Annotated in this window: 21 protein-coding genes, 4 tRNA genes and 1 pseudogene; 15 read left to right on the plus strand and 11 right to left on the minus strand. The window is 67.7% G+C overall.

The features are described 5' to 3' along the window. Positions 1 to 3 precede the first annotated feature (3 nt). Both KIK15_RS14345 and dxs read left to right on the plus strand, forming a co-directional pair. The gene (locus tag KIK15_RS14345; RefSeq protein ID WP_214245402.1) at positions 4 to 1,344 is read left to right on the plus strand and encodes a class I SAM-dependent RNA methyltransferase; all 1,341 of its coding nucleotides are present in this window, start codon (positions 4 to 6) and stop codon (positions 1,342 to 1,344) included. A 70-nt stretch (positions 1,345 to 1,414) separates the two neighbouring features. Further along, positions 1,415 to 3,331, plus strand: a complete 1,917-nt coding sequence (dxs, locus tag KIK15_RS14350) for a 1-deoxy-D-xylulose-5-phosphate synthase (protein ID WP_214245403.1) — start codon at positions 1,415 to 1,417, stop codon at positions 3,329 to 3,331. Between the two features lie 2 nt (positions 3,332 to 3,333). Here the strand turns inward: dxs and KIK15_RS14355 are convergent, their stop codons facing one another. Beyond that, on the minus strand, positions 3,334 to 4,674 hold the full coding sequence (locus tag KIK15_RS14355; RefSeq protein ID WP_214245404.1) for a ribonuclease D: 1,341 nt from the start codon (positions 4,672 to 4,674) through the stop codon (positions 3,334 to 3,336). A 4-nt stretch (positions 4,675 to 4,678) separates the two neighbouring features. Next, positions 4,679 to 5,269, minus strand: a complete 591-nt coding sequence (locus KIK15_RS14360) for a DUF3000 domain-containing protein (RefSeq protein ID WP_214245405.1) — start codon at positions 5,267 to 5,269, stop codon at positions 4,679 to 4,681. 68 nt (positions 5,270 to 5,337) lie between these two features. On the opposite strand from KIK15_RS14360, the gene hemE reads away from it, so the two are divergent. From hemE to hemQ, 3 genes are read left to right on the plus strand one after another with little or no spacing between them, the layout of a single operon-like run. Beyond that, positions 5,338 to 6,411, plus strand: a complete 1,074-nt coding sequence (gene hemE, locus KIK15_RS14365) for a uroporphyrinogen decarboxylase (protein ID WP_214245406.1) — start codon at positions 5,338 to 5,340, stop codon at positions 6,409 to 6,411. Beyond that, entirely contained in the window at positions 6,408 to 7,796 is a 1,389-nt protein-coding gene (locus KIK15_RS14370; protein WP_214245407.1) for an FAD-dependent oxidoreductase, read from the plus strand. Before hemE ends, KIK15_RS14370 begins: the two co-directional genes overlap by 4 nt. A 42-nt stretch (positions 7,797 to 7,838) precedes the next feature. After that, complete coding sequence (gene hemQ / locus KIK15_RS14375; protein ID WP_214245408.1) at positions 7,839 to 8,534, plus strand: hydrogen peroxide-dependent heme synthase; 696 nt, start codon at positions 7,839 to 7,841, stop codon at positions 8,532 to 8,534. A 22-nt stretch (positions 8,535 to 8,556) separates the two neighbouring features. Here hemQ and msrB read toward each other — a convergent pair whose 3' ends face one another. The 4 genes from msrB to KIK15_RS14395 all read right to left on the minus strand — a co-directional run bounded on the left by msrB (position 8,557) and on the right by KIK15_RS14395 (position 12,600). Then, positions 8,557 to 9,006, minus strand: a complete 450-nt coding sequence (gene msrB / locus KIK15_RS14380) for a peptide-methionine (R)-S-oxide reductase MsrB (RefSeq protein WP_214245409.1) — start codon at positions 9,004 to 9,006, stop codon at positions 8,557 to 8,559. Further along, the gene (locus KIK15_RS14385; RefSeq protein WP_250324737.1) at positions 9,003 to 10,163 is read right to left on the minus strand and encodes a glycosyltransferase family 87 protein; all 1,161 of its coding nucleotides are present in this window, start codon (positions 10,161 to 10,163) and stop codon (positions 9,003 to 9,005) included. Before KIK15_RS14385 ends, msrB begins: the two co-directional genes overlap by 4 nt. Before the next feature lie 138 nt (positions 10,164 to 10,301). Next, positions 10,302 to 11,873 (minus strand): alpha/beta hydrolase, encoded by a 1,572-nt coding sequence (locus KIK15_RS14390; protein ID WP_214245411.1) that lies wholly within the window; start codon positions 11,871 to 11,873, stop codon positions 10,302 to 10,304. A gap of 10 nt (positions 11,874 to 11,883) precedes the next feature. Beyond that, positions 11,884 to 12,600: a dihydrofolate reductase family protein gene (locus tag KIK15_RS14395; RefSeq protein WP_214245412.1), complete on the minus strand. Its 717-nt coding sequence runs from the start codon at positions 12,598 to 12,600 to the stop codon at positions 11,884 to 11,886. Positions 12,601 to 12,634: 34 nt separating this feature from the next. Between KIK15_RS14395 and zapE the strand changes: the two genes are divergently transcribed. Then, on the plus strand, positions 12,635 to 13,651 hold the full coding sequence (gene zapE, locus KIK15_RS14400; RefSeq protein WP_214245413.1) for a cell division protein ZapE: 1,017 nt from the start codon (positions 12,635 to 12,637) through the stop codon (positions 13,649 to 13,651). Between the two features lie 15 nt (positions 13,652 to 13,666). On the opposite strand, the gene KIK15_RS14405 is transcribed toward zapE, so the two are convergent. The 5 genes from KIK15_RS14405 to KIK15_RS14425 form a co-directional block, all read right to left on the minus strand. Beyond that, entirely contained in the window at positions 13,667 to 14,209 is a 543-nt protein-coding gene (locus KIK15_RS14405; protein WP_307851900.1) for a GNAT family N-acetyltransferase, read from the minus strand. 63 nt (positions 14,210 to 14,272) lie between these two features. Next, on the minus strand, positions 14,273 to 15,424 hold the full coding sequence (locus KIK15_RS14410; RefSeq protein WP_214245414.1) for a GTP-binding protein: 1,152 nt from the start codon (positions 15,422 to 15,424) through the stop codon (positions 14,273 to 14,275). 116 nt (positions 15,425 to 15,540) lie between these two features. After that, positions 15,541 to 15,615, minus strand: a tRNA-Val gene (locus tag KIK15_RS14415). 42 nt (positions 15,616 to 15,657) lie between these two features. Next, positions 15,658 to 15,731 (minus strand) — tRNA-Cys (locus tag KIK15_RS14420). A gap of 21 nt (positions 15,732 to 15,752) precedes the next feature. After that, positions 15,753 to 15,825, minus strand: a tRNA-Gly gene (locus KIK15_RS14425). Positions 15,826 to 15,990: 165 nt separating this feature from the next. Between KIK15_RS14425 and KIK15_RS14430 the strand changes: the two genes are divergently transcribed. From KIK15_RS14430 to pdxS, 9 genes and pseudogenes are all read left to right on the plus strand, one after another. Next, positions 15,991 to 16,062: transfer RNA gene (locus KIK15_RS14430), tRNA-Val, on the plus strand. A 100-nt stretch (positions 16,063 to 16,162) separates the two neighbouring features. Further along, complete coding sequence (locus tag KIK15_RS14435) at positions 16,163 to 16,630, plus strand: TIGR02611 family protein (protein ID WP_214245415.1); 468 nt, start codon at positions 16,163 to 16,165, stop codon at positions 16,628 to 16,630. A gap of 123 nt (positions 16,631 to 16,753) precedes the next feature. Next, complete coding sequence (thrS, locus tag KIK15_RS14440) at positions 16,754 to 18,832, plus strand: threonine--tRNA ligase (RefSeq protein WP_214245416.1); 2,079 nt, start codon at positions 16,754 to 16,756, stop codon at positions 18,830 to 18,832. A gap of 10 nt (positions 18,833 to 18,842) precedes the next feature. Further along, the gene (locus KIK15_RS14445) at positions 18,843 to 19,394 is read left to right on the plus strand and encodes an HIT domain-containing protein (RefSeq protein WP_307851901.1); all 552 of its coding nucleotides are present in this window, start codon (positions 18,843 to 18,845) and stop codon (positions 19,392 to 19,394) included. Positions 19,395 to 19,396: 2 nt separating this feature from the next. After that, the gene (gene pgsA, locus KIK15_RS14450) at positions 19,397 to 20,089 is read left to right on the plus strand and encodes a phosphatidylinositol phosphate synthase (protein ID WP_284150011.1); all 693 of its coding nucleotides are present in this window, start codon (positions 19,397 to 19,399) and stop codon (positions 20,087 to 20,089) included. Beyond that, positions 20,086 to 21,009: a phosphatidylinositol mannoside acyltransferase gene (locus KIK15_RS14455; protein WP_214245417.1), complete on the plus strand. Its 924-nt coding sequence runs from the start codon at positions 20,086 to 20,088 to the stop codon at positions 21,007 to 21,009. Before pgsA ends, KIK15_RS14455 begins: the two co-directional genes overlap by 4 nt. Next, on the plus strand, positions 21,006 to 22,130 hold the full coding sequence (locus KIK15_RS14460) for a glycosyltransferase family 4 protein (RefSeq protein ID WP_214245418.1): 1,125 nt from the start codon (positions 21,006 to 21,008) through the stop codon (positions 22,128 to 22,130). Before KIK15_RS14455 ends, KIK15_RS14460 begins: the two co-directional genes overlap by 4 nt. Before the next feature lie 511 nt (positions 22,131 to 22,641). Then, positions 22,642 to 23,130: pseudogene (locus KIK15_RS14465) on the plus strand (exopolyphosphatase); the annotation flags it as partial. A 179-nt stretch (positions 23,131 to 23,309) separates the two neighbouring features. Continuing rightward, the gene (gene pdxS / locus KIK15_RS14470; protein ID WP_214245649.1) at positions 23,310 to 24,221 is read left to right on the plus strand and encodes a pyridoxal 5'-phosphate synthase lyase subunit PdxS; all 912 of its coding nucleotides are present in this window, start codon (positions 23,310 to 23,312) and stop codon (positions 24,219 to 24,221) included. The last annotated feature ends 87 nt before the right edge of the window (positions 24,222 to 24,308 follow it).

The raw sequence follows: 24,308 nt of genomic DNA on the forward strand, positions 1-24,308 counted from the left end.
CCGATGAGCGGATCTGGTTGGCAGGGAAGTAGTTTCGAGTTGGCAGACCTGCGTCCGGCCAACGGCGGCGAGATGGTCGGGCGGCACGAGGGTCGGGCGGTGTTCGTGCGTGGGGCGTTACCCGGCGAACGGGTGCGAGTGCGGGTGACCGAGGATCGGGCGGCCGCCTACTGTCGGGCCACGGTGACCGACGTGCTCGCCGCGGCCCCGACACGCATCGAGCCCCGATGTGCCGCAGCGGCCTCCGGGGCCGGGTGTTGCGACCTGTCGTTCGTGTCCGATGCCGGTGCCGCACAGATCAAGTCGCAGGTCCTGCACGACGTCCTCACCCGGATCGGCGGGTTGTCAGAGCAGCGGTGCCACGAGTTGATCGCGCCCCTGTCGATTCTGGGTGAATCCACCGGCTGGCGCACCCGGACCCGGCTCGCGGTCGACGCCGACGGCAACGCCGGAGTACGCGCTCACGGCTCGGATGCGGTGGTGACGGTCGCGTGTGCCCAACCGGTCGACGGACTGCTCGACGGGATCGCCGAATCCGACTGGACGCCCGGCACCGAGCTGGTGGCGGTGCGCGACGACGACGGTCGACACCATGTGGCGCAACTTCAGCGACCGCACGACTCGCGGCGGGGATCGGGCCGGGGTGCGCGAGACCGGCGTGGCCGCGCACAGCAGGCGCGCGCGGCGTCGGCGCGGCGTACCCCGCGGGTCGTCATCGGATCGTCGGTGGTCTGCCAACGGGTCGGCGACCAGGAGTGGCAGCTGCCGATCACCTCGTTCTGGCAGGCCCACACCCGCGCACCCGAGTTCTACAGCGCTGCGGTGCGGCGCGCGGTGACCCAGCTGGCCCCGGCTGCGCGGACCGCGTGGGATCTCTACGGCGGGGTCGGGGTGTTCGCGGCGGCGCTGCGCGCGCAGGCCACCGAGCTCGAACGCGTCGTCCTCGTCGAATCGGATCCGGCGGCGGCAGGCTGCGCGCAGAACACGTTCGCCGACGACGCCCGGATCATCGTCGATCGAGCGCCGGTGGCGCAGCGACTGCGCGATCTGCCCCCGGCACAGGTGGTGATCTGTGATCCACCGCGCACCGGGGTCGGGGCGCAGGTGGTGGCCGGCATCTGTGCGGCGGCACCGGATCTGGTGGTCCACATCGGCTGCGATGTCGCCACATTCGCCCGAGACCTACGTGCCTATGCCAGCGCTGGATACCAGCCGGTCGGCATCACGCCCGTCGATGCGTTCCCGTTGACCCACCACCTCGAGGTGATCGCGGTGCTGCGCCCAGCGCACGAGGTCGGGCCGACCACACGGTCAGGTGACGTCACGAACACCACACCCGCGTGAGGTCCTCGACACCGATGCCGGGCCAACCGCATCCGTAGACTGGCGAGACGTACTTGAGTGAGGAGCGTCCATGGGCGTGCTCGATCGGATCACATCACCGGACGATCTCCGGTCGCTGAACGCTGCGCAGCTCGATGCTTTGGCGCGCGAGATCCGCGACTTCCTGGTCGACAAGGTCTCGGCCACCGGAGGTCACCTGGGTCCCAACCTCGGCGTGGTCGAGTTGACCCTCGCCCTGCATCGGGTGTTCTCCTCCCCAGACGACGCGATCATCTTCGACACCGGGCACCAGTCCTACGTGCACAAGATCGTCACCGGGCGCCGCGACAAGTTCGACACCTTGCGTCAACGTGACGGGCTGACCGGATATCAGGAGCGGGCCGAGAGCGAGCACGACTGGGTGGAGTCGTCCCACGCCTCGGCGGCACTGTCCTACGCCGACGGGTTGAGCAAGGCGTTCGAGCTGAGCGGGCAGGACCGACATGTGGTGGCGGTCGTCGGCGACGGGGCACTGACCGGCGGGATGTGCTGGGAGGCGCTGAACAACATCGCCTCGGGCAATCGCCCGCTGGTGGTCGTGGTCAACGACAACGGGCGATCCTATGCGCCCACCATCGGCGGGTTCGCCGATCATCTGTCTGCGCTGCGGATGCAGCCGGGCTACGAGCGCGTCCTCGAGGGTGCGCGGCGGGCGATCACCGGGGTACCGAAGGTGGGGTCGCTGGCGTTCGCGATGCTGCACAGCGTCAAGAGCGGGATGAAAGACTTCTTGTCCCCGCAGGCCATGTTCTCCGATCTCGGGGTGAAGTACCTCGGACCCGTCGACGGGCACGATCAACACGCACTGGAGACCGCGTTGTCGCGAGCCAAGGCGTTCGGCGGTCCGGTCATCGTGCATGCGGTCACCGAGAAGGGTCACGGGTACGCGCCGGCGGTCAACGACGAGGCCGACCAGATGCACGGCATCGGCGTCATCGACCCGACCACCGGTCAGGCAACCGCAGTGGCTCCGCTGGACTGGACGTCGGTCTTCTCGGCCGCGATGGTCGAGGCCGGGGCGCGTCGCCGCGACGTGGTGGCCATCACCGCGGCGATGGCTGCACCCACCGGCCTCGCGGCCTTCGGGGAGCGGTTCCCCGACCGGCTCTTCGATGTCGGCATCGCCGAACAGCATGCGCTCACCTCGGCGGCTGGTCTGGCGCTCGGTGGAATGCATCCGGTGGTCGCCATCTACTCCACCTTCCTCAACCGCGCATTCGACCAACTGCTGATGGATGTGGCGCTCCTGCGCCAGCCGGTCACGCTGGTGCTGGACCGCTCCGGGGTGACCGGTCCCGACGGTCCCAGCCACCACGGGATGTGGGATCTGTCGTTGATGGCCCTGGTGCCCGGACTGCGGGTGGCCGCCCCCCGCGACGCGGTGCGGCTACGGGAGGAACTCGACGAGGCTCTCCAGGTCGACGATGGCCCGACCGCGCTGCGTTACTCCAAAGGTGCGGTACCCGAGGACATTCGGGCAGTGGAGCGTCTCGACGACGGAACCGACGTGCTCTACCGCGGTGCCGCGGGAGTCGACGGTGACGTCTTGATCGTCGCGGTCGGATCGTTCTGCCCCCTTGCCGTGGACACCGCGCAGCGGCTGGCCAAGCAGGGAATCACGGCCACTGTCGTCGATCCGCGCTGGGTGTTGCCGGTTCGCGACTCGATGGTCGATCTGGCGCGTCACCATCGCCTGGTGGTCACCGTGGAGGACAGCGGTGTGCACGGTGGCGTCGGCTCGGCGGTCAGCGACCGATTGCGGGCCGCCGGTGTGGAGGTGCCGGTTCAGCAGCGCGGTATCGCTCAGCAGTTCCTGGCCCATGGCAGCCGGGGCCAGTTGCTGGGTGATCTGGGGTTGACCGCCCAGGACATCGCTCGCGCCATCACGGCCACGGTGTCGCGCTTGCAGGCCTCGCCCTCGACCGACGACATCACCGCCGACAGCTGAGATCAGGTGGTCTCGTCGGGGGAGTGATCTCCAGCCGACGCCGCGTCCGGGTCTGACGGTTCGGGCCCGGCGGGTTCGGGGTCGGCTGGCGGGGACGTCTCTTCGTCGCGGAACGCGGCGGTGAGCAGCGGAGCGCACAGGTCTCGTTGCCAGGCGCGCGCACCACCGGCGGCCAACCGCTCGACGATCGCGGTTTCGGTCACCGGTTCGACGCCGTCCCAACACAGTTGCCGGAGCAGGTCGGGTGCCAACAGGTTCTCCATCGGGGTGCCCACCGACTCCGACAGCGCGGTCATCTGCTTGCGTGCGCGCGTGATTCGTTGCGCAGCAACGGGATTACGGTTTGACCAGCGGCTCACCGGCGGCAGACCCACCCCGCCGGCGCTGCGCGGTGGCAGCTCAGAGGTCGGCAGTGCCGCTGCTCGTCGAATCGCCGCGAACCACCGCTGGGCCTGACGCCGCTGCCGGTGGCCGCCGAACACCGGCAGCGCCGTCAACGCGTCGACCGAATCTGGTGCGGCGAGAGCGGCCGCGACGATCGCCGAGTCGGGTAGTACCCGCCCGGGCGCGATGTCACGGTCGGCGGCGTAGGCCTCCCGGGTGGCCCACAGCTCCCGCACGATGGCCAACGCCCGGGGTGTCTTGACGGTGTGCAGCGACGAGGTTCGACGCCACCGGTCCACCCGCGGGGGCGGCTCGGGCTTGGTCCGGACGTGGTCGAATTCCTGTGCTGCCCAATCATCTTTACCGGCAGCCACCAACGCCGCCTGTACGGCGTCGCGTAGTTCGACGAGTACCTCGACGTCGAGGGCGGCGTAGTTGAGCCACTCTGCCGGTAGGGGCCGACGAGACCAGTCCGCCGCACCATGCCCCTTGGCCAGGCCCAAGCCCAAGAAGTGGGCCACCATCGCGGCCAGATTCACCCGGGCCAGGCCCAACAGGCGTCCGGCGAGTTCGGTGTCGAACAGGTCGGCACAGACAAAACCGAGTTCCCGCAGGCACGGCAGGTCCTGATCGGCGGCGTGTAACACCCACTGCGGTCCCTCGAGCACGGCGATCAAGGAACCCAACGCCTCGGGATGATCGACCGGGTCGATCAACATCGATCCGCTGCCCGCCCGTCGGATCTGGATCAGGTAGGCCCGCCCGGAATACCGGAACCCGGAGGCGCGCTCGGTGTCCAGGGCGATCGGACCCGATCCTTGCGCGAGACGTCGTGCGGCACGGTCGAATTCGTCCGGTGTCGCGAGCAGCGGGGGAACTCCGTCGGCGGGCTCGGTCAGCGGTGTGACCTCGGGCTCACCCGATGCCTCGGCGCCGTCGGGCGGGTCCGGAGAGATCATCGGGTCAGCGGGCGTTGCTGTCGAAGCTGACCACACCGGCCGGCGGCAGTCCGGCGGCGGAGGCGAGTGCTTCGCAGAACGCTTCCACGTGTGACGACAGATCCAGACCGGTCGCCGTCCACGACGCCCGTAACTCGAGCTGATGGGCTCGGGGAGGTCCGGCGATGTCGCCGTAGCGCACCGAGGTCGTCGAGGTGACGGTCCCGCCCAGCGCGGTGATCTCGGTGTTCGCCAGCGCGTCGACCAGCCAACTCCACGCCACCTCGGGCAGCAGCGGATCGGTGGCCAGTGCCGCCTCCACCTCGGCCTGCATGAACGCCACCAGACGCATCGTCCCGTTCCACGCCTCATGACCGTCTGGGTCGTGCAGCAGGATCAGTCGGCCGAAGGCGCTGCCCTCGGAATCGGTGGGTACCTCGGCGCCCTCGGCCAGGGTGGGCCGGACCTCCACGCCCAAGGCATGGCTGTAGGGCGCCAGGCGCTGCGGTGGACGGATGCTGCCGACCTCGATCTCGGGCCGGATACGGGCACGATCCAGCGAATCGACTGCGGTGCGGAAATCGGCAGGCTCCGCGCAAGCCCCGAGAGAGGTCACAGCTGCGACGGTAAGCCGCACCGCCGGTCGGCGGTAGGAGGCGCGCCGCATCGTGGCAGCATGGGACGGTGACCAGCGCCCCGACCCCATCGTCCCCATCGCCGTCGTCGGATCAGCTGCCGCTGGTCGCCGCGGCAACCGGTCTGCAACCCGCCCGCCGTCCGGTGTGGTTCATGCGTCAGGCCGGGCGCAGCCTGCCTGAATACCGGGCGATCCGGGCCGGGCGAGGCATGTTGGAAGCCTGTTTCGACTCTGATCTGGTCACCGAGATCACTCTGCAGCCGGTGCGTCGTCACGGCGTGGACGCGGCCATCCTGTTCTCCGACATCGTGGTTCCACTCAAGGCGGCCGGGGTGGATCTCGACATCGTCGCCGGCACCGGTCCGGTCATCGCCAACCCCGTACGGGACGAGGCGAGCATCCGTGCACTGCCGCATCTGCTGCCCGCCGAGGTCGGTGCGGTGGGTCGCGCGGTGACGCGTCTGATCGCCGAACTGCCTGCGGGGGTGGCGCTGATCGGTTTCGCCGGTGCCCCGTTCACCCTGGCCTCGTACCTGGTCGAGGGTGGACCGAGTCGCAACTACGAGCGCACCAAGGCGCTGATGCACGGGTCGCCGCAGGTGTGGCATCAGCTGGTCGGGCGCTTGGCCGACATCACCATCGCGTTCCTGCGGGTGCAACTCGACGCGGGTGTGCACGCGGTGCAGCTGTTCGACTCATGGGCGGGCGCGCTGTCGTTGGCCGACTACACCGAGTTCGTCGCGCCGCACAGCGCACGGGTGCTGGCCGAGGTGGCCGAGTATCGGCGGCCGCGCATCCACTTCGGGGTGGGCACCGGTGAGTTGTTGGGTGCGATGGGCCACGTGGGTGCCGATGTGGTCGGCGTGGACTGGCGCATCCCGCTTGACGTCGCCGCCGACCGGGTGGGTCCTGGAAAAGCGTTGCAGGGCAACCTCGATCCTGCGGTGCTCTTCGCGCCCTGGGAGGTCGTGGAAGCCCACGTGCGGCGCATCGTCGCCGAGGGCGACCGCGCGCGGGCGGCCGGCGCCGCCGGGCACATCGTCAACCTTGGCCATGGGGTGTTGCCTGCCACCGATCCTGATGTGTTGACCCGAGTGGTCGAGCTGGTGCATTCGCTGTGAGTGGGTCGGAGCCGTCGGTGGCGGTGATCGGCGCTGGCATATCCGGGTCGGTGGCGGCCTACCGTGCCCGCGCCGCGTTGGGTCCGGCCGCCACGATCGACGTCTTCGAGGCCGCATCGCATCCGGGTGGCCTGCTCAGCGCTCGGACGGTGGGCGGCCGCACCGTCGACGCGGGCGCGGAGTCGTTCATCGTCCGCCGCCCCGAGGCTGTCGCGCTGATCGCCGAACTCGGGCTCGATACCCATGTGGTCCGTCCCACCGGTCGCCGGCCGGCACTCCTTGCCACCGGTGTTCTGCGTGAGTTGCCGCGACCGACGTTGATGGGCATCCCCGCAACCGTCGACGCGGTGGACGACGTGATCGCCCCCGCCGACCGGGCGCTGATGGCCGACGAATCTCGACGGCCGCTGTCATGGTCGCCGGGCGACGACGTGGCGATCGGGGAGTTGGTCGCGCGACGCTTCGGCCGTTCGGTGGTCGACCGCAGCGTCGACCCGATGCTGTCGGGGGTGTACTCGTGCCACTCCGACGACATCGGCGTGCGCGCGGCGTTGCCGCAGCTGGCTGCCCGCCTCGATGCCGGTGCCCCGAGCCTGGGGGCGGCGATCAGCTCGCTGCTGCCGCCGCCGTCCTCGGCGCCGGTGTTCGGGGCCATCGACGAGGGCTACCGGCTGCTGATCGACACCCTGCTGGAAACCGCCGGGACACGGCTGCACCGCGAGTGTGCGGTATCGGCGGTCCGCCCGTCGGGTGCGCGCTGGGAGGTGCACTCGGCGACCGACACCACCGTTGCCGACGCGGTCCTGGTCTGTGTTCCGGCGTCGGCGGCGGCGTTGATCCTCGCCGATGGGGTGCCAGAGGTGGCCGCGGCGCTGCGGCGGGTGGAGATCGCCGGGTCGGGGCTGGTGCTGCTGGCGTTACGCGACGATCTGCAGCTACCCGATCACTCTGGTGTGTTGGTGGCCACTGGGGAGGCGACGCGAGCCAAGGCCATCACCCTGTCGTCTCAGAAGTGGAGCCATCTGAGCGGGGGACCTGTCTTGGTGCGGGCGTCGTTCGGTCGTCTCGGTGACCCGATCGACACGATCGACGACGAGACGCTGATCACCTCGGCGGTCGCCGACCTCGACTTGATCAGCGGGCTCTCGGGTGGGCCGTCGATCGGCGCCGAGGATGTGATCGACGCGGTGGTGCAACGGTGGCCGGTGGGGTTGCCGCGATATGCCCCAGGGCATCTCGACATCGTGGCTGCGGTGGCGGCGGGCCGCCCGCGCGGACTCGCGTTGTGCGGGTCGGCCTATGACGGCGTGGGTGTCCCGGCGTGTGTGAAGCGGGCCGATGGGGCAGTTGCCCAGATTGTCGGAGACCTTGCCGCGACGGGGTGAACCGCATGGTCGGCGTGCCCGCGACGGTGGCACCATGGAGTCATGACGCGCCTCGACTATGCCGAAATCAACTCCACGGTCCGCTACCTGATGTTCTCGGTGTTCTCTGTCCGCCCGGGCGAGTTGCCCGAGGACCGGGCCGAGGTGATCGCCGAGACCCGGACGTTCTTCGACAAGCTCGAGACCGGTGACGTGGTGGTCCGCGGGCTTTACGACGTGGCCGGGATGCGGGCCGACGCCGACTACATGATCTGGTGGCATGCCGAGCACGTCGAGGATCTGCAGAAGGCGTACGCCGATTTCCGTCGCACCACAGCGTTGGGCAAGGCCAGCAACCCGGTCTGGAGCAACGTCGCCCTGCATCGGCCTGCGGAGTTCAACAAGAGCCACGTACCGGCGTTCCTCGCCGGTGAGGAGGCCGGCGCCTACATCTGCGTGTACCCGTTCGTGCGCTCCTACGAGTGGTACCTGCTGCCCGACGCCGAGCGTCGAAAGATGTTGGCCGATCACGGAATTGCCGCCCGAGCCTACAAAGACGTCCGCGCGAACACCGTTGCCTCGTTCGCCCTCGGCGACTACGAGTGGCTGCTGGCGTTCGAGGCGCCGGAGTTGCACCGCATCGTTGATCTGATGCGAGACCTGCGGGCCACCGAGGCGCGCTTGCACGTGCGCGAGGAGACCCCGTTCTTCACCGGGCCGCGAGTCCCCGTCGAGCAGCTCGTCACCTCGGTGCCCTGAAGCCGCAGCGGCCGGCGGCGGCTCAGGCTTCGTCGAGGGTCAACGAGATCGAGTTGATGCAGTACCGCAGGTCGGTCGGGGTGTCGTAGCCTTCGCCCTCGAACACATGCCCGAGGTGACTGCCGCAGGCCGCGCACAGCACCTCGACTCGACGCATCCCCATCGAACGGTCCTCGCGTTCGATGATGCGTTCTGCAGCAAGGGGACTGAAGAACGACGGCCACCCGCAGTGCGATTCGAACTTCTGCTCGCTGCGGAACAGTTCGGCGTCACACGCACGGCACCGGTAGACGCCGACGGTGGTGGTGTCGGTGTACTCGCCGACGAACGGAGCCTCGGTACCCGCCTCCCGTAGCACGCGGTACTCCTCGGGCGTCAGCTTCTCGCGCCACTGCTCGTCGGTCAGCTCCACCGGGGTGGGCGCGGCGGAGTCGGTGGGCGCGGCGCCGGATGTGTTCGGTTCTGCGGTCATACCGCCACGGTAGCGCGATCTCGCCGAAGGTCGAGGTAGCGGAACAGCAGCGTGCAGAACACGGCGACCATCAGCAGCGACCAACCCCAGGTGACCTTGTTGTACTCCAGGGCTCGTCCGAACGCCTGCCATCGCGTCGACAGATACGAGTCGAACGCCATACATCCGTACACGCCCAGCCACGCCGGCCATGACCGCATCACCGATCCGGGGCGCACCACCGTCATCAGCAGCGGGAACAGCAGCATCGAGTAGTAGCCCTGGCCCAGCGAGAGGACCAGAAACGACGTCGTGAGCAGCACACCTGATGAGGTCGCCATCCACAGCAGCTCGTCGGACTGGCGGTAGTAGCGGTAGAGGAACCACAGCGAGAACGCCGCCATCAGCACGAAGGCGATGCGCAGCAGATACAGCAGCCAGGGCTGGACCCCGAAGTAGGCGCCGTTGCCCGCGATCGAGCTGTTGTAGTAATCGCGTGCCTCACTCAGATACGGCACTGTGCGGGTGAAGAACGAGCGCGGGTCAGCTGACAGCGGCCAGGCCAGGGCCGTCAACAGCAGTGGTATCCCGACTGCGGTGACGAACACCTTCCACTGACGACTCAGCAGCGGTAACAACAGCAACACACCCAACACGGGTTTGACCGCCAGCGTCAGGCCCAGCGGCACCCCCGCCCACAGGTCCTTGCGCGCCAAGGCGAGCGTCATGAAGAGCAATTCGCCCAGCAGCACGAACGAGTTGAAGTTCGTGAAGATCAGGGTGTGCGCGACGGTCTCGGTGATGAAGAACCCGCCGAGCACCGCCGGGAACGCGACCGAGTGAACGCCGTAGCCGAAGAGGCGGACCAGCAGGTACGCGCACGCCACCAACGCGAGCACCGACACCGCGATGAACACCCACCGAGCGCGTTCAGGGTCGATGTAGGCGATCGGTGCCATCAGCAGGGTGCCCGAGGGCGGGTACAGGTAGTGGGGGTCGACGGTGTCGTAGTTCTCGGTGTAGACCGCGCGGCCGTTGAGGAACGCCAAAGCTGCCTGATAGACCGGGGTGAAGTCGTCGGTGCGGTCGCCGTTCACACCGAGAATGACCGAGCGGTGGAAGATCAACATCAGGCTGATCGGCCACAGTGCCATGGATGCCACCCGAGAGGTGTCCATGGTCGGGAACAGGCGTTTGTCGGCAACCGGCACCCGCGAACCGTACTACGGGCGCACCCCGATCAGCGTCGAGGCACCCCGAAACCGACATCGACGCACAAGTGGAGGCCGGCCCGTGCACGACGCCTTGCGGGCGGCTCAGCTCGGGCAGGCGCCGGAATCGGGCACGGTGGCGCCGGTGAGGTATCGCTCGACGATGCCACCCACACATTCCGAGTGCGCAACGGTGGAGAAGCCGGGTCCGTCGTAGGAGACGGTGGCCGAGGTGGCCCGCACCGCGGCCAGCAGTGGGGTCAGGGCTCCTGATCCGCTGCCGCCGACCACGGTGTCGTAGGCGTTGGTGACGATCAGGACCGGGACGTCGAACCCGGCCGGCCGCGGCATCGCCGGGCCCGCGGCCCACCCGGTGCACCGGGCCAACGACAGTGCCTGGGTCACCCCGGTCACCGGATACTGCGAGCGCCAGGATGCGACGAGCCCGCTGATCTCGTTCTGTCCGACCGGTTGTGCGATGTCGTTGCAGCGTGACACCAACTGTCCGTCGGCATCGCGCAGCTCGCGGGCTCGGGTGGCCGTGGCGCGGAGGGCGGCGGTGTCGCCCGCGATGGCCGCCGACAACTGATCGGCCAGCCCGCGCACGGTGGCCGCGCGCTCGCCGGTGGAGACGGCCAGTGCGGTGGCCATGACGCGCACCACGTCGGTGTCGGACAATCCCGGCAGGCCACCGCTGGCGGCGCGGCCGATGAGACCGATCACCGCTGCGGTCGGGTCGGGACCCAGGGAACAGTTGACCGCCCGACAATCTGTGGCGAATCGCGCGAACGCGGTGTCGAGGCCTGAGGTGATCTGCTGGGCCCGCGTCCGAGCGGAGACGAGATAGGGCGCGGGGGTGTCGAGCACGATGCGGGCCAGCCGATTTCGATATAGCCCGGCGTACGCCAGGGCCACGTCGGTACCCGATCCCACGCCCAGCACCGCGATGCGCGAGACCTTCCACTGCACCCGTAGGCGCTCGAGGTCGGCGGCGGCGTTGGCGGCGGTGTAGTCGAGCTGATGGGGAGTGAGGGTGTCGGTGCACCCGTCGGCTGCTTCGGCTGCGGTCCGTTGGATCAGTTGTTGGCGGGTGCCGGGGTCGGCCGCCGCACCGGTCCCGGCTCCGTTGGTCGCCACCACGGCGCGCTCGGACGCGGTCAGGCAGTCGATGGCGCTGCTGGCGCCGATGCCGCGCCGGTCCACCGCGACAAACGGGTGATCGGCAAGGATCTGGCGGGCGGGACCGATGGCTGTCATCAGTGCGGGAATCGCCGAGGGGAGGTCGGAGCCCGCGGTCACCACCACCGGAGATGCCGCGGCAGGCGTGCTCGACAGACGTACCCGCACTGCGGCGATGGTGATCCCGTCACCACCGCTGGTCCCGGGCGCAACCGAGCTGCGGAAGGTGGCGCAGTCGACGACGACATCTGCGGCCGGCGCCGGCAACCCGTAGGCCGCAGCGCTCTGCGAGGCGTCACACCGCCCCCAGTCCAGATCGCTTGTCGGCGCTGTGAACTCCGGTGGCGGCGGCGGCGTGCGGCTCGACGGCCCTGCTCCGCCGCCCCCGCCCCCGTCGAGGACCAACGACGGGCCGGTGTCAGGTCCGACGGCACACCCGGCGGTGATGAGCAGCAGTCCGGCTGCGCACGCGGCGGTGAGCAGACGGTTGCGGGGCATAGGTGTGAGCCTAATCGTTGTCACGAACCCACCGGGTGAACAGGAATCCGTCGTCATCGGCCAGCACGTGCGCGCGGGTCATCCGGTGCGGCTGCGCCTGCGGGCCGCCCACGATGCGGCCACCGTCGCCGCCGACGACGAGGGGACTGATGGTGGTGCACACCTCGTCGATCAACCCGGACGCAGCCATCGCCCCCAGCAGGCTGGGTCCGCCTTCACACAGGATGCGTCGGCGCCCATGCTCGGCGAGGTGAGCTGTCGCCAGGTTCAGGTCCACCTCGCCGTCGCCGCAGTCGACGAGGGTGGCCCCGGCATCGGTCAGGGCCTGCCGCCGAGCCGGCGGGGCCGCAGCGCAGGTGAGGATGACGGTGGCGGCCGATCCCACGGCTCGCTGAGTGGGTTGCAAGTTCAACCCGGCCGAGACGATCGCAAGCGTGGGTGCGCCCGCGTCGGCGTCGGCAGGTTCGATGGGCCGGTAGTCCTCGGCGGTCACGGTGCCCGATCCCACCAGCACAACGTCGGCGAGGGCGCGTAGCTGGGAGAAGACGGCCAGGTCGCCGGGCCCGCCCAGGCCGCCGGACACGCCGTCGACGGCAGCGGCGCCGTCGATGGAGCTGATCATGTTGGCGCGCACCCACCATCGGTTGCCGACGTCGGGATAGGCGTAGAGCGATGCCAGGCCTGCGTCGTCGATTGTGAGCTGGGTCGCTTTCTGGAGGAGGTGCACAAGCTCGTTTCTACGGCGTCGCTAGTGTCGGCGCATGACCGCACGTCTGAGCGACCGAACTCCGCAGGTTCCGCCGGAGGAATTGGTGGGCCAGATGGTGCCGCCGTCGATGTTCGACGATGTGAGTTTCGACAGCTACATCCCCGATCCGGCGGAGCCGTCGCAGGCGGCGGCAGTCGCGGCGTGTCGACAGTTCGTCGACAAGGCGCGCAACTCACGGGGCAAGAAGAAGTTGTTCGGACGCAGGACACCCGCCCACGGGCTGGGGCTGTATCTCGACGGCGGGTTCGGTGTGGGCAAGACCCACCTGCTGGCCTCGGTGTATCACGAGATGAACGAACCCAAGGCATTTGCCACCTTCGTCGAGGTGACCCATGTGGTCGGTGCGCTGGGCTTCATCGCTGCTGTCGAGCGGCTTTCCGACCACAGCGTGCTGTGCATCGACGAGTTCGAACTCGACGACCCCGGTGACACCATGCTGGTGTCGCGGCTACTCACCGAGCTCACCGCGGCCGGGGTCAACATCGTGGCCACCTCCAACACGTTGCCCGGACAGTTGGGTGAAGGGCGTTTTGCCGCACAGGATTTCCTGCGGGAGATCCGCAAGCTGGCCTCGGTGTTCGAGACCATCCGGGTGGACGGACCCGACTACCGGCACCGTGATCTGCCGCCTGCCCCCGAGCCGCACACCGACGCCGAACTGGCGGAGCTGGCCGCGGCCACGCCCGGTGCCACATTGGACGAATTCGATTCCCTCTGTGCGCATCTGAGCACCCTGCATCCCTCCAAGTACAAGGCCTTGGTGGACGGGGTGTCGCTGGTGTGCATCTCGCAGTTGCATCCCGCACCCGATCAGACCGTCGCGCTGCGGATGGTGGTGCTGGCCGATCGGCTCTACGACGCCGGTATCCCGGTGATGGTGTCGGGCAGCAAACTCGACGAGTTGTTCACCGAGGAGATGCTCGGCGGCGGCTACCGCAAGAAGTATCTGCGCGCGACCTCTCGGTTGCTCGCGCTCTCGCGGTTCGCCGAGTCGCACTCCGACCGATAGTCGGCGAACGTCAGGTCAGGACAGTGGGCGGCTCATCACGTAGTCGCGCTGCTCGTCACCGTTGAGCCAGAACGACTTACGACCCACCACCGTGAACCCTGCCTTGCTGTAGAAGGGTTGGGCCCGGGTGTTGACGCTGCTCACGCCCAGCCACGCCACTGCACTGCCCCGGGCGCGCGCGGTGTCGAGTCCACGATCCATGAGTGCAGCTGCCACGCCGCCACCGTGCACATGTTCTGCGACATACATTTTCGACACCTCCGACACCGGCCGGGCCGTGACGACCGCACACACCTCTGGATCGCTCGGCTCGGCGTGGATCATCAGCGCGTACCCCACCAGTTCGCCACCCGCCCGGGCGGTGATGACGTCCTGGTCGGGTGCGCCCAGGAAGCTCTGAAACCGCTGCGCACTGAGGTGGGTGGCGATGTGGGCGTCGGTGTCAGCTTTGGTCGTCCCGGGTGGGCAGGCCAACGGGAAGGTGGCGGCCGCGATGATCGCGAGTTGATCTGCGATGGCTGGGTCGGATTCGATGGCGACCGTCACGTCGGAAAGCACGAGATCGATCTCAACACATCGAGCGCGCACCGATCATCAGTCGGTGGGTCGCAGGCCGGACCGTCAGTGGTCGTGCGGGGTGAACTCCCACGGCGGCAACGGATCGTCGAATCGCCGCCAGTGCTGCTCGCCGAGGGACAGCTCGTCGTCGGTCAACAGCGCCGGGTCGAGGAGGGCTCGCACGCCGTCGTGATCGAGCTTCACGCCGATGAACACGATCTCCTGACCGGGCTGCTCGTCGGGGATGGAGGACCAGTAGGCGGCCGGTTCGATGACGAGGTTCGGTCCGGCTTGCGACCAGATGGCCACCGTCTCCGGTCGCGACGCCAACCAACAGAATCCCTTGCTGCGCAACACTCTTTTCAGTCCGGAGATGGCCTCGGCGAAGCGAGCGGGGTGGAACGGCCGGTCGGATCGGTAGACCATGGAGGAGATGCCGTACTCCTCGGTCTCGGGGGTGTGACCGCCGGCGAGCTCGGTGGCCCAGTCGGGGTGTGCGGCGGCCAGGTCCGGGTTGAACAACCCGGTGTCCAGGACGCGGTCGAGGGCCACGGTGCCCTTGCTGGTGCGGATGACCTCTGCGGTGGGGTTGAGGCGCCGGACCATGGCCTCCACGGCGCCGGCGACCTGCTCGCTGACCAGGTCGGTCTTGTTGACGATGATGAGGTCGGCGAACTCCACCTGGTCGACCAGTAGATCGGAGATGGTGCGGGCATCGCCGTCGGCGGCCTGCATGTCACGCTCGGCGAGGCTGTCGCCGGTGGTGATCTCGGCCAGGAAGGTCGACGCATCGACCACGGTGACCATGGTGTCGAGTCGAGCGACGTCCCCGAGCCGGGTGCCGTTGTCGAACTCCCACTCGAACGTGGCGGCCACCGGCATCGGCTCGGAGATGCCGGTTGACTCGATGATCATCTGATCGAAACGGCCCTGTGCAGCAAGCGCTCCCACAGATTCGACGAGGTCTTCACGCAAGGTGCAGCAGATGCACCCGTTGCTCAACTCGACCAGCTTCTCCTCGGTGCGATCGAGCGCGCTCTTGCCGCGCGGCCCGTCGATCAGTGAGGCGTCGATGTTGATCTCGCTCATGTCGTTGACGATCACCGCCACGCGGCGACCCTCACGGTTGGCCAACACGTGGTTGAGCAGCGTCGTCTTGCCGGCCCCGAGGAAGCCGGAGAGCACGGTCACAGGAAGCAGGGGAGGAGCGGTCATCCCTAGATGATAATCATTGTCAATAAGGTGGTGAGGTGGGGGTCCGCGGGAGACGCACCGTGCCCTCCAACCACAAAGGCCCCCTCGAGAGGGGGCCTGTCTGGTTGGAGTGGAAATGGTGCGCGATACTGGGATTGAACCAGTGACCTCTTCCGTGTCAGGGAAGCGCTCTCCCGCTGAGCTAATCGCGCGGGATCGGTGCCGGTGCAGCGGCAGGCCACTGCGTCGGACCGTGGAGGCGGCGACGGGAATCGAACCCGTGTGCACGGCTTTGCAGGCCGTTGCCTCACCACTCGGCCACACCGCCACGGTGACAACTGTTCCGTCGAGCGGATGACGGGATTCGAACCCGCGACCCTCACCTTGGCAAGGTGATGCGCTACCAACTGCGCTACATCCGCGTGCAGCGAGTGCCTTGTGGGCTCTCGGTGCGAAGCGCAACACTATCCGAACCACTCGTACGTCAACAAATCCGCAGGTCACTCTCCGGACGCGAGAGCGGTTGGGGAGCCCGGTAGGTCGCGTGATAACGTTCTGCGGTCGTGAGGGCAGGCATTGCCCGACACGGTCCCGTGGCTCAGTGGAAGAGCGTCCCGTTCACACCGGGAAGGTCGCTGGTTCGATCCCAGCCGGGACCACCTCTCGCTCCGCCCCAGGCGGTGTTCTCGGCGTCTCACCCGCAAACTTCCTCCCGAAGTCGGTTCTGTAGCAGCGTGTTCTTTCCGTACTCTCAAGCCCATGACTGAGCAGACCGATGGCGTGAGCAGCCCCGCCACGGCCGAGAAGCAGGCACGTCCGACCGGCATCCTGCCCGACAGCCTGCAGGCGCGACGAGACAAGATCGCCACCCGGCCCACTCTGGACCTCGCGTACCGCATAGGCATCGGGGTGCTCGGCCTGGCCGTACTGATCCTGGGCATCGTGCTCATCCCGTACCCCGGACCGGGCTGGTTGGTGGTCTTCGCCGGGCTGGGCATCCTGGCCACCGAGTTCGCCTGGGCGCATCGCACGCTGGTGTTCGCACGCGGCAAGTACGACCAGTGGTTGGAGTGGATGAAGCGCCAGCACTGGAGCGTTCAGGCCGCGTTCGGCATCGCCACCTTCGCCATCGTGCTGGCCACCCTCTGGCTGCTGGGCGCACTGCACCTCGTCGGTGGGTGGTTCGGCTACGACCCCTCCTGGCTCAAGAGCCCGATCTTCGGCTGAGTTCGGGGTTCATCGCGCGGCGCATCTGCGCCGGGTGGACGGGAAATGCGCCAGCCCGGTGTCGATAGCATGGGCGCCACCGCAGTGTTGGCTGCGTCAACGAATGATCCGAGGAGCCCCGCCGTGCCTGAACCTGCCGTCGTCACCAGCCCCGCCACGATTCGTGTGCCGGCCGGGACCACCGCAGGGACCGCACTGCGGGAGGCCGGGGCCGAGAACAAGGGCCCGCAGGCTGTGGTGGTGGTCCGCGACCCCGAGGGCGCCCTGCGTGACCTGTCCTGGGCGCCGGAGGCCGACACCGACGTCGAGGCGGTGATCGCGGCCAGCGAGGACGGCCGCAGCGTGATCCGGCACTCGTGCGCCCACGTGCTGGCCCAAGCCGTGCAAGAACTGTTCCCCGACACCAAGCTCGGTATCGGACCGCCGATCGAGAACGGCTTCTACTACGACTTCGACGTTGCCGAACCCTTCACCCCGGAGGATTTGACCGCGCTGGAGAAGAAGATGAAGCAGATCATCAAAGCGGGGCAACGGTTTTCCCGTCGGGTCTACGCCGATCAGGACCAAGCCCGGGCCGAGTTGGCAGGTGAGCCATACAAATTGGAGTTGATCGACGACAAGGGCGCAGCGGCCGCCAACCCCGAGGTGATGGAGGTAGGCGGTGCCGAGCTGACCGCCTACGACAACCTCAATCCCCGCACCGGCGAACGGATCTGGGGTGATCTGTGCCGCGGACCGCACGTGCCGACCACCAAGTACATCCCAGCGTTCAAGATCACCCGTAGCTCGGCGGCCTACTGGCGTGGCGATCAGAACAACGCCGGCTTGCAGCGCGTCTACGGCACCGCCTGGGAGTCGACCGAGGCGCTAGACGCCTACCTCACGCTGCTGGCCGAGGCCGAACGACGGGACCACCGGCGCCTGGGTGTGGAGCTCGACCTGTTCAGCTTCCCCGACCAGATCGGGTCGGGGCTGGCGGTGTTCCACCCGCGTGGCGGGATCATTCGTAAAGAGCTGGAAGACTATTCGCGTCAGCGCCACGTCGAGGCCGGCTACGACTTCGTCTACTCCCCGCACGCCACCAAGTCGACGCTGTTCGAGATCTCCGGACACCTCGACTGGTACGCCGAGGGCATGTACCCGCCGATGCAGCTCGACGAGGAACGCAACGCCGACGGCACCGTGCGCAAACCTGCGGTCGACTACTACCTCAAACCGATGAACTGCCCCATGCACAACACGATCTTCGCTGCGCGCGGGCGCTCGTATCGTGAACTGCCGCTTCGCCTTTTCGAGTTCGGCACCGTGTATCGCTACGAGAAGTCCGGTGTCATCCACGGGCTCACCCGTGCGCGTGGCTTCACCCAGGACGACGCGCACATCTACTGCACGCGCGAGCAGATGCGTGACGAACTCACCTCCCTGCTGACCTTCGTGCTCGATCTGTTGCGCGACTACGGGCTCGACGACTTCTACCTCGAACTGTCCACCCGCAACCCGGACAAGTCGGTCGGTTCGGACGAGGTGTGGGCCGAGGCCACCGAAACCCTGGCCGCAGTGGCCCATGATTCGGGTCTGGAACTGATCCCCGATCCCGGCGGTGCGGCGTTTTACGGCCCGAAGATCTCGGTGCAGGCCAAGGACGCGCTGGGCCGCAGCTGGCAGATGTCGACCATTCAGCTCGACTTCAACTTGCCCGAGCGGTTCGAACTCGAATACACCGGCAACGACGGCGCCAAGCATCGTCCGGTGATGATCCACCGGGCCCTGTTCGGTTCGATCGAGCGGTTCTTCGGTGTCCTCACCGAGCACTACGGTGGGGCGTTCCCGGCATGGTTGGCTCCGGTGCAGGTGGTGGGTATCCCGGTGGCCGCCGATTACGGCGACCACCTGCAGTCCGTCGTCGACCGGTTGCGGGTGGCGGGGATACGCGCCGAGGTCGACCACTCCGACGACCGGATGCAGAAGAAGATCCGCAATCACACGACCGGTAAGGTCCCGTTCATGATGTTGGCCGGGGAACGCGACGTGGCTGCGGATGCGGTGAGTTTCCGGTTCCGGGACGGGACCCAGGTCAACGGCGTCGCCGTGGATGTCGCCGTGCCCGCCGTCATCGACTGGGTGAGTGCTCGACGCAACGAATCCCCCACCGAGCAGCTGTTCACGCATCTGGCTCCGACCACCGACTCCGGTGACGCATGAGCGCCGACTCGTGAGCGACGACGCGATCCGCGACAGCGGAGCCGGTGAACCCGATCGGCTCTCGCGGCTGTGGAGTCCGCACCGGATGTCCTACATCGCGACATCGGTGAAACCCGCCGGGTCGTCACAGTCCAACCACCCGTTTCTCGACATCCCGCTGATGTCGGACGAAGACGGGCTGATCGTCGCGCGTGGTTCGGCGGTCTATGTGGTGCTCAACCTCTACCCGTACAACCCCGGTCACTCCATGGTGGTGCCCTACCGGCAGGTCGCCGACCTCGAAGACCTCACCGCGGCCGAGAGTGCCGAGCTGATGGCCTTCACCCAGAAGCTGATCCGCGTCATCAAGTCGGTGTCGCGCCCGCACGCATTCAACGTCGGTCTCAACCTTGGTGCCGCCGCCGGCGGATCGCTGGCCGAACACCTGCACCAGCATGTGGTCCCACGGTGGGGCGGCGACGCCAACTTCATCACCGTGATCGGCGAGACCAAGGTGATGCCCCAGCTGCTACGCGACACCCGAGAACTCCTCGCGAACGCCTGGACGAACCTCGAGGACTGACGATGGCGAAGTTTCTCAGCATCCACGGCCGTGCGTCGATGAGCAGGGTGGTCATCCCGATGGGTCGCGGTCTGCTGCGGATAGGTCTCACGCCTGATGCGATGACCCTGGTGGGCACCACCGCATCGGTGGCCGCAGCGGTCACGTTGTTCCCGATGGGTCAGCTGTTCTGGGGCACGATGGTCATCTGGCTGTTTGTGATGTTCGACATGCTCGACGGCGCCATGGCCCGGGTGCGCGGGGGTGGGACGAGTTTCGGTGCGGTACTCGACTCCACCTGTGATCGGATCGCCGACGGCGCCATCTTCGCCGGACTGGCCTGGTGGGCGGCAATCCGCGAGGACCAACACATCCTGTTCATCGGTCTGATGATCTGTCTGGTCACCTCCCAGGTCATCTCCTACGCCAAGGCACGCGCCGAGGCCAGTGGGCTCAACGGCAACGGCGGTCTGATCGAACGACCCGAGCGGCTCATCATCATCCTGGTCGGATCTGGATTCACCGGCCTGGGTGTCGGATGGTCCATCCACGTGGCGGTATGGGTGCTGGCCGTGGGCAGCGTCGTCACCGTGGCCCAGCGGATGGCGTCGATCGCTCGCTCGCCCGGGGCCCGCGATCTCATCCCCTTCGATCATCCGTCGGCCGGTGGCACCGGAACCGGAGAGATGTCCGCCGACGCCGACGCCACGCGATGACGCTGGGTCAACGTATCGCCGACTGGGGATACGGATTGGGGTGGGCACTGGTGCGGCTACTCCCTGAGACGGTGGCCAACCGCATCTTCGAGTTCTTCGGCAACTGGCTCGGTGGTCGCAACGGCGGTCCGAAACAGCTGCGTGCCAACCTTGCCCGCGTTCTCGCGGTACCGCCGCATGAGGTTCCCGACGAGTTGATGCGGGCGTCCATGCGGTCCTATGCGCGCTACTGGCGTGAGGCATTCCAACTGCCGTCGATGGACGGCGACACGGCGGTGGCCCGAATCCAGTTGGATCCACCCGATTTTGCCCGGTACCAAGAGGCCTGCGCGCGCGGCAAAGGCGTGGTGTTCGCGCTGCCGCACTCGGGCAACTGGGACATGGCCGGGGTGTGGCTGGTGGCGCACAACGGGACGTTTTCCACCGTGGCCGAACGGTTGCAGCCGGAGTCGTTGTTCCGGCGGTTCGTGGCCTACCGCGAGAGTCTCGGGTTCGAGATCTTCCCGCTCAGCGGAGGAGAGCAGCCTCCGTTCGAGTTGCTCGCCGAGCGGTTGCGCGCCGGCGGCGTGGTGTGTCTGCTGGGCGAGCGAGATCTGGCAAAGCACGGCGTGCCGGTGACGTTCTTCGGCGAGCGCACCCGCATGCCCGCCGGACCGGTCAAACTAGCCATCGAGACCGGTGCTGCCCTGCTGGCAGTCCATCACCACTTCACCGAGGGTTTCGGCTCGCAGATCACCTGTCGCGACGAGATCGATGTGAGCGTGGGCCTCGAGGCCGCAACCCAGGCGATGGCCGACGTGTTCGCCCGCAACATCGCCGATCACCCGGCCGACTGGCACATGCTGCAACCGCTGTGGGAATCGGACTGGTCCGAGCAACGCCGCGCGCGCATCGACGGCATCGAGCCCACCGACTCATGAAGATCGGGATGATCTGCCCCTATTCGTTCGACACCCCTGGTGGGGTGCAAGCCCACGTGGTGGAGTTGGCGCAGGTGTTCATCGAGCGCGGTCACACCGTGAGCGTGTTGGCGCCCGCGGGCGACGACATGACGTTGCCCGACTACGTGGTGTCCGTCGGTGCTGCCCTTGCCATCCCGTACAACGGATCGGTGTCCCGGGTGAACTTCGGACCCAAAGCCTATGCGCGACTGCGGACCTGGCTGCATGAGGGAAAGTTCGACGTGGTGCACGTACACGAGCCGAACGCGCCCAGCATCTCAATGCTCTCGCTGATGGTCGCGCAGGGTCCCATCGTCGCCACTTTCCACACCTCGACCACGAAGTCGTTGTGGCTCAGCACTTTCCAAGGGATCTTGCGGCCCTACCACGAACGCATCGTGGGCAAGATTGCGGTGTCGGAACTGGCCCGGCGTTGGCAGATGGAGTCGTTGGGATCAGATGCGGTCGAGATCCCCAACGGCATCGACGTGGCCGCCTTTGCCGACGCGACGCCGTTGCCGGGATACCCGCGCCCCGGTCGCACGATCGTGTTCCTCGGGCGCTACGACGAGCCCCGCAAGGGCATCGACATCTTGATGCGCGCGCTGCCGCGGGTGGTCGCGCGGTTTCCGGACGTGTCCGTGGTGGTGGTGGGCACCGGCAACGAGCAGGCGCTGCGGCGACGTGCGGGGGACCTGTCGGATCGGATGACGTTCCTCGGCCAGGTCGACGACGCGACCAAGGCTCGAGCGTTGGCCTCGGCCGACATCTACGTGGCACCCAATCTGGGCGGTGAGAGTTTTGGCATCGTGCTGGTGGAGGCTATGGCGGCCGGGGCTGCGGTGGTGGCCAGCGACCTCGACGCCTTCCGTCGGGTCCTCGACGACGGTTCGACTGGTCGCCTCACCCGAACCGGTGATCCGACCGCGTTGGCCGATGGGATCTGCGAACTGCTCGGCGACGACACTGAACGCGCCGCCCTGGTCGAGCGTGCGCGGGGGCGGGCCGACCGCTATGACTGGTCCCATGTCGCCGATCAGATCATGCAGGTGTACGAATCGGTGACCGTCGGAGCTCAACCGGTGATGGTCACCGACTGATCAGTTGCTCGCCGCACACCACGTGCCCGGCAACCGCGTCGATCGTGCCGAAAACCTGCGTCGATCGTGCCGAAAAGCCGCGTCGATCGTGCCGAAAATCTGCGTCGATCGTGCCGAAAACCTGCGTCGATCGTGCCGCCTTGGACCTCGCACCAGGGTTGGGCACGTTCGACGCCCTGTTTGGGCACGGTCGACGCTCGACTTCGGCACGGTCGACGCCTTGTTTGGGCACGTTCGACGCCCTGTTTGGGCACGCTCGACGCTCGACTTCGGCACGGTCGATGCCTTGTTTGGGCACGGTCGATGCCTTGTTTGGGCACGTTCGACGCCTAACTTCGGCACGCTCGACGCCTTACTTCGGCACGCTCGACGCGGCTGGCCGCATGGCCTGCTGGGACCGCATACCGCTTGCCCGGCAATCGGATCTGGCACGATCAGTTCCTCGACGCCGGTGCAGTCATGTGCGCCGATCATCCCCACCGAACAACGACCTGTAGACGGAGTGCACCTGATGACAGTTTCAGCCCTGACGGTTCTGGTCGCTGCCGTGGTGGTGGTTGTCCTGGTGGTGGTGGCGGGTTGGGCGTATCGGACCGCCAACCGCCTCGATCGGTTGCACGTGCGGGTCGATCTGGCCTGGCAGGCGCTGGACGCGGCGTTGGCCCGACGCGCCGTGGTCGCGCGGACCATCGGGGCGGGCCTGGGCGTCGACGGACGCGAACTGGTCGCCGCAGCCGATCGGGCTGAACGCGCGCCGCGCGAGGAACGAGAGGCGGCCGAGAACGCACTCTCCGCCCACCTCGCCCACGTCGACACCGGCGCCCTGCGGTCGCAATTGGTGGCCGAGCTGGCCGACGCCGAGACCCGGGTGATGATCTCGCGTCGCTTCTACAACGACGCTGTCCGCGACACGCTCGCGTTGCGGCGGCGGCGGCCGGTGCGCTTGCTGCAGCTCGGCGGCACCGCCCCCCAACCGCGCTACCTGGAGATCGTCGAGCGCGTCGTCGCGTGAGGTGTGTCGAGTACCGCACGCCCGGCCGCAGGTCAGGCGGTCATCAGGGCCTAGAATCGCCCCTGGGGCCACACCACCCGGTGCTCGCCCCGTGGTCGTACCGTCCGTGGTCTTGTGGACATCGGAAGTGTCATGACAGCGTCGTCAAGGAGAACACTGTGAACAGCGTGGGAGTACCGAACAACGACCAGCAGCCCAGCGGTGCCGGTACCGCCCGGGTGAAGCGCGGAATGGCCGAGATGCTCAAGGGCGGCGTCATCATGGACGTCGTCAACGCCGAGCAGGCCAAGATCGCCGAGGACGCCGGTGCGGTCGCGGTGATGGCTCTCGAGCGGGTGCCCGCCGACATCCGCGCCGAAGGCGGGGTGTCGCGGATGAGTGACCCCGACATGATCGACGGCATCATTGCCACCGTCTCCATCCCGGTCATGGCCAAGGCGCGCATCGGCCACTTCGTCGAGGCGCAGATCCTGCAGAGCCTGGGCGTGGACTACATCGACGAGTCCGAGGTGCTCACCCCGGCCGACTACAGCCACCACATCGACAAGTGGAAGTTCACCGTTCCCTTCGTGTGCGGGGCAACCGGTCTCGGTGAGGCGCTGCGACGGATCACCGAGGGCGCGGCCATGATTCGGTCGAAAGGGGAGGCTGGCACCGGCGACGTCTCCAACGCCACCACCCACATGCGCACCATTCGCGACGAGATCAAGAAGCTGACCTCGCTGCCCGAGGACGAGCTGTACGTGGCGGCCAAGGAGCTCAGCGCCCCCTACGAGTTGGTCGCCGAGGTGGCCAAGGCCGGCCGACTGCCGGTGACGCTGTTCACCGCCGGTGGGATCGCCACCCCCGCCGACGCGGCGATGATGATGCAACTCGGCGCCGACGGCGTGTTCGTCGGGTCGGGGATCTTCAAATCTGGGAACCCCGCGCAGCGCGCCGCGGCCATCGTGCAGGCCACCACCTTCTACGATGACCCCGACGTACTCGCCAAGGTCTCCCGCGGTCTCGGGGAGGCCATGGTCGGCATCAACGTCGAGTCGCTACCGGTCGATCACCGCCTGGCCGAGCGCGGCTGGTAGTCCGCATGTGGTCGGGGGCAGTGGAACCGACACGGTCACCCGGGGGGGAAGTGTGCTCGTCAACTCGGAGCAGTGTCGCGAGCAGAA

The organism is Williamsia sp. CHRR-6 (assembly GCF_018474015.1).
In the GTDB taxonomy this organism is placed as follows: Bacteria; Actinomycetota; Actinomycetes; order Mycobacteriales; family Mycobacteriaceae; genus Williamsia_A.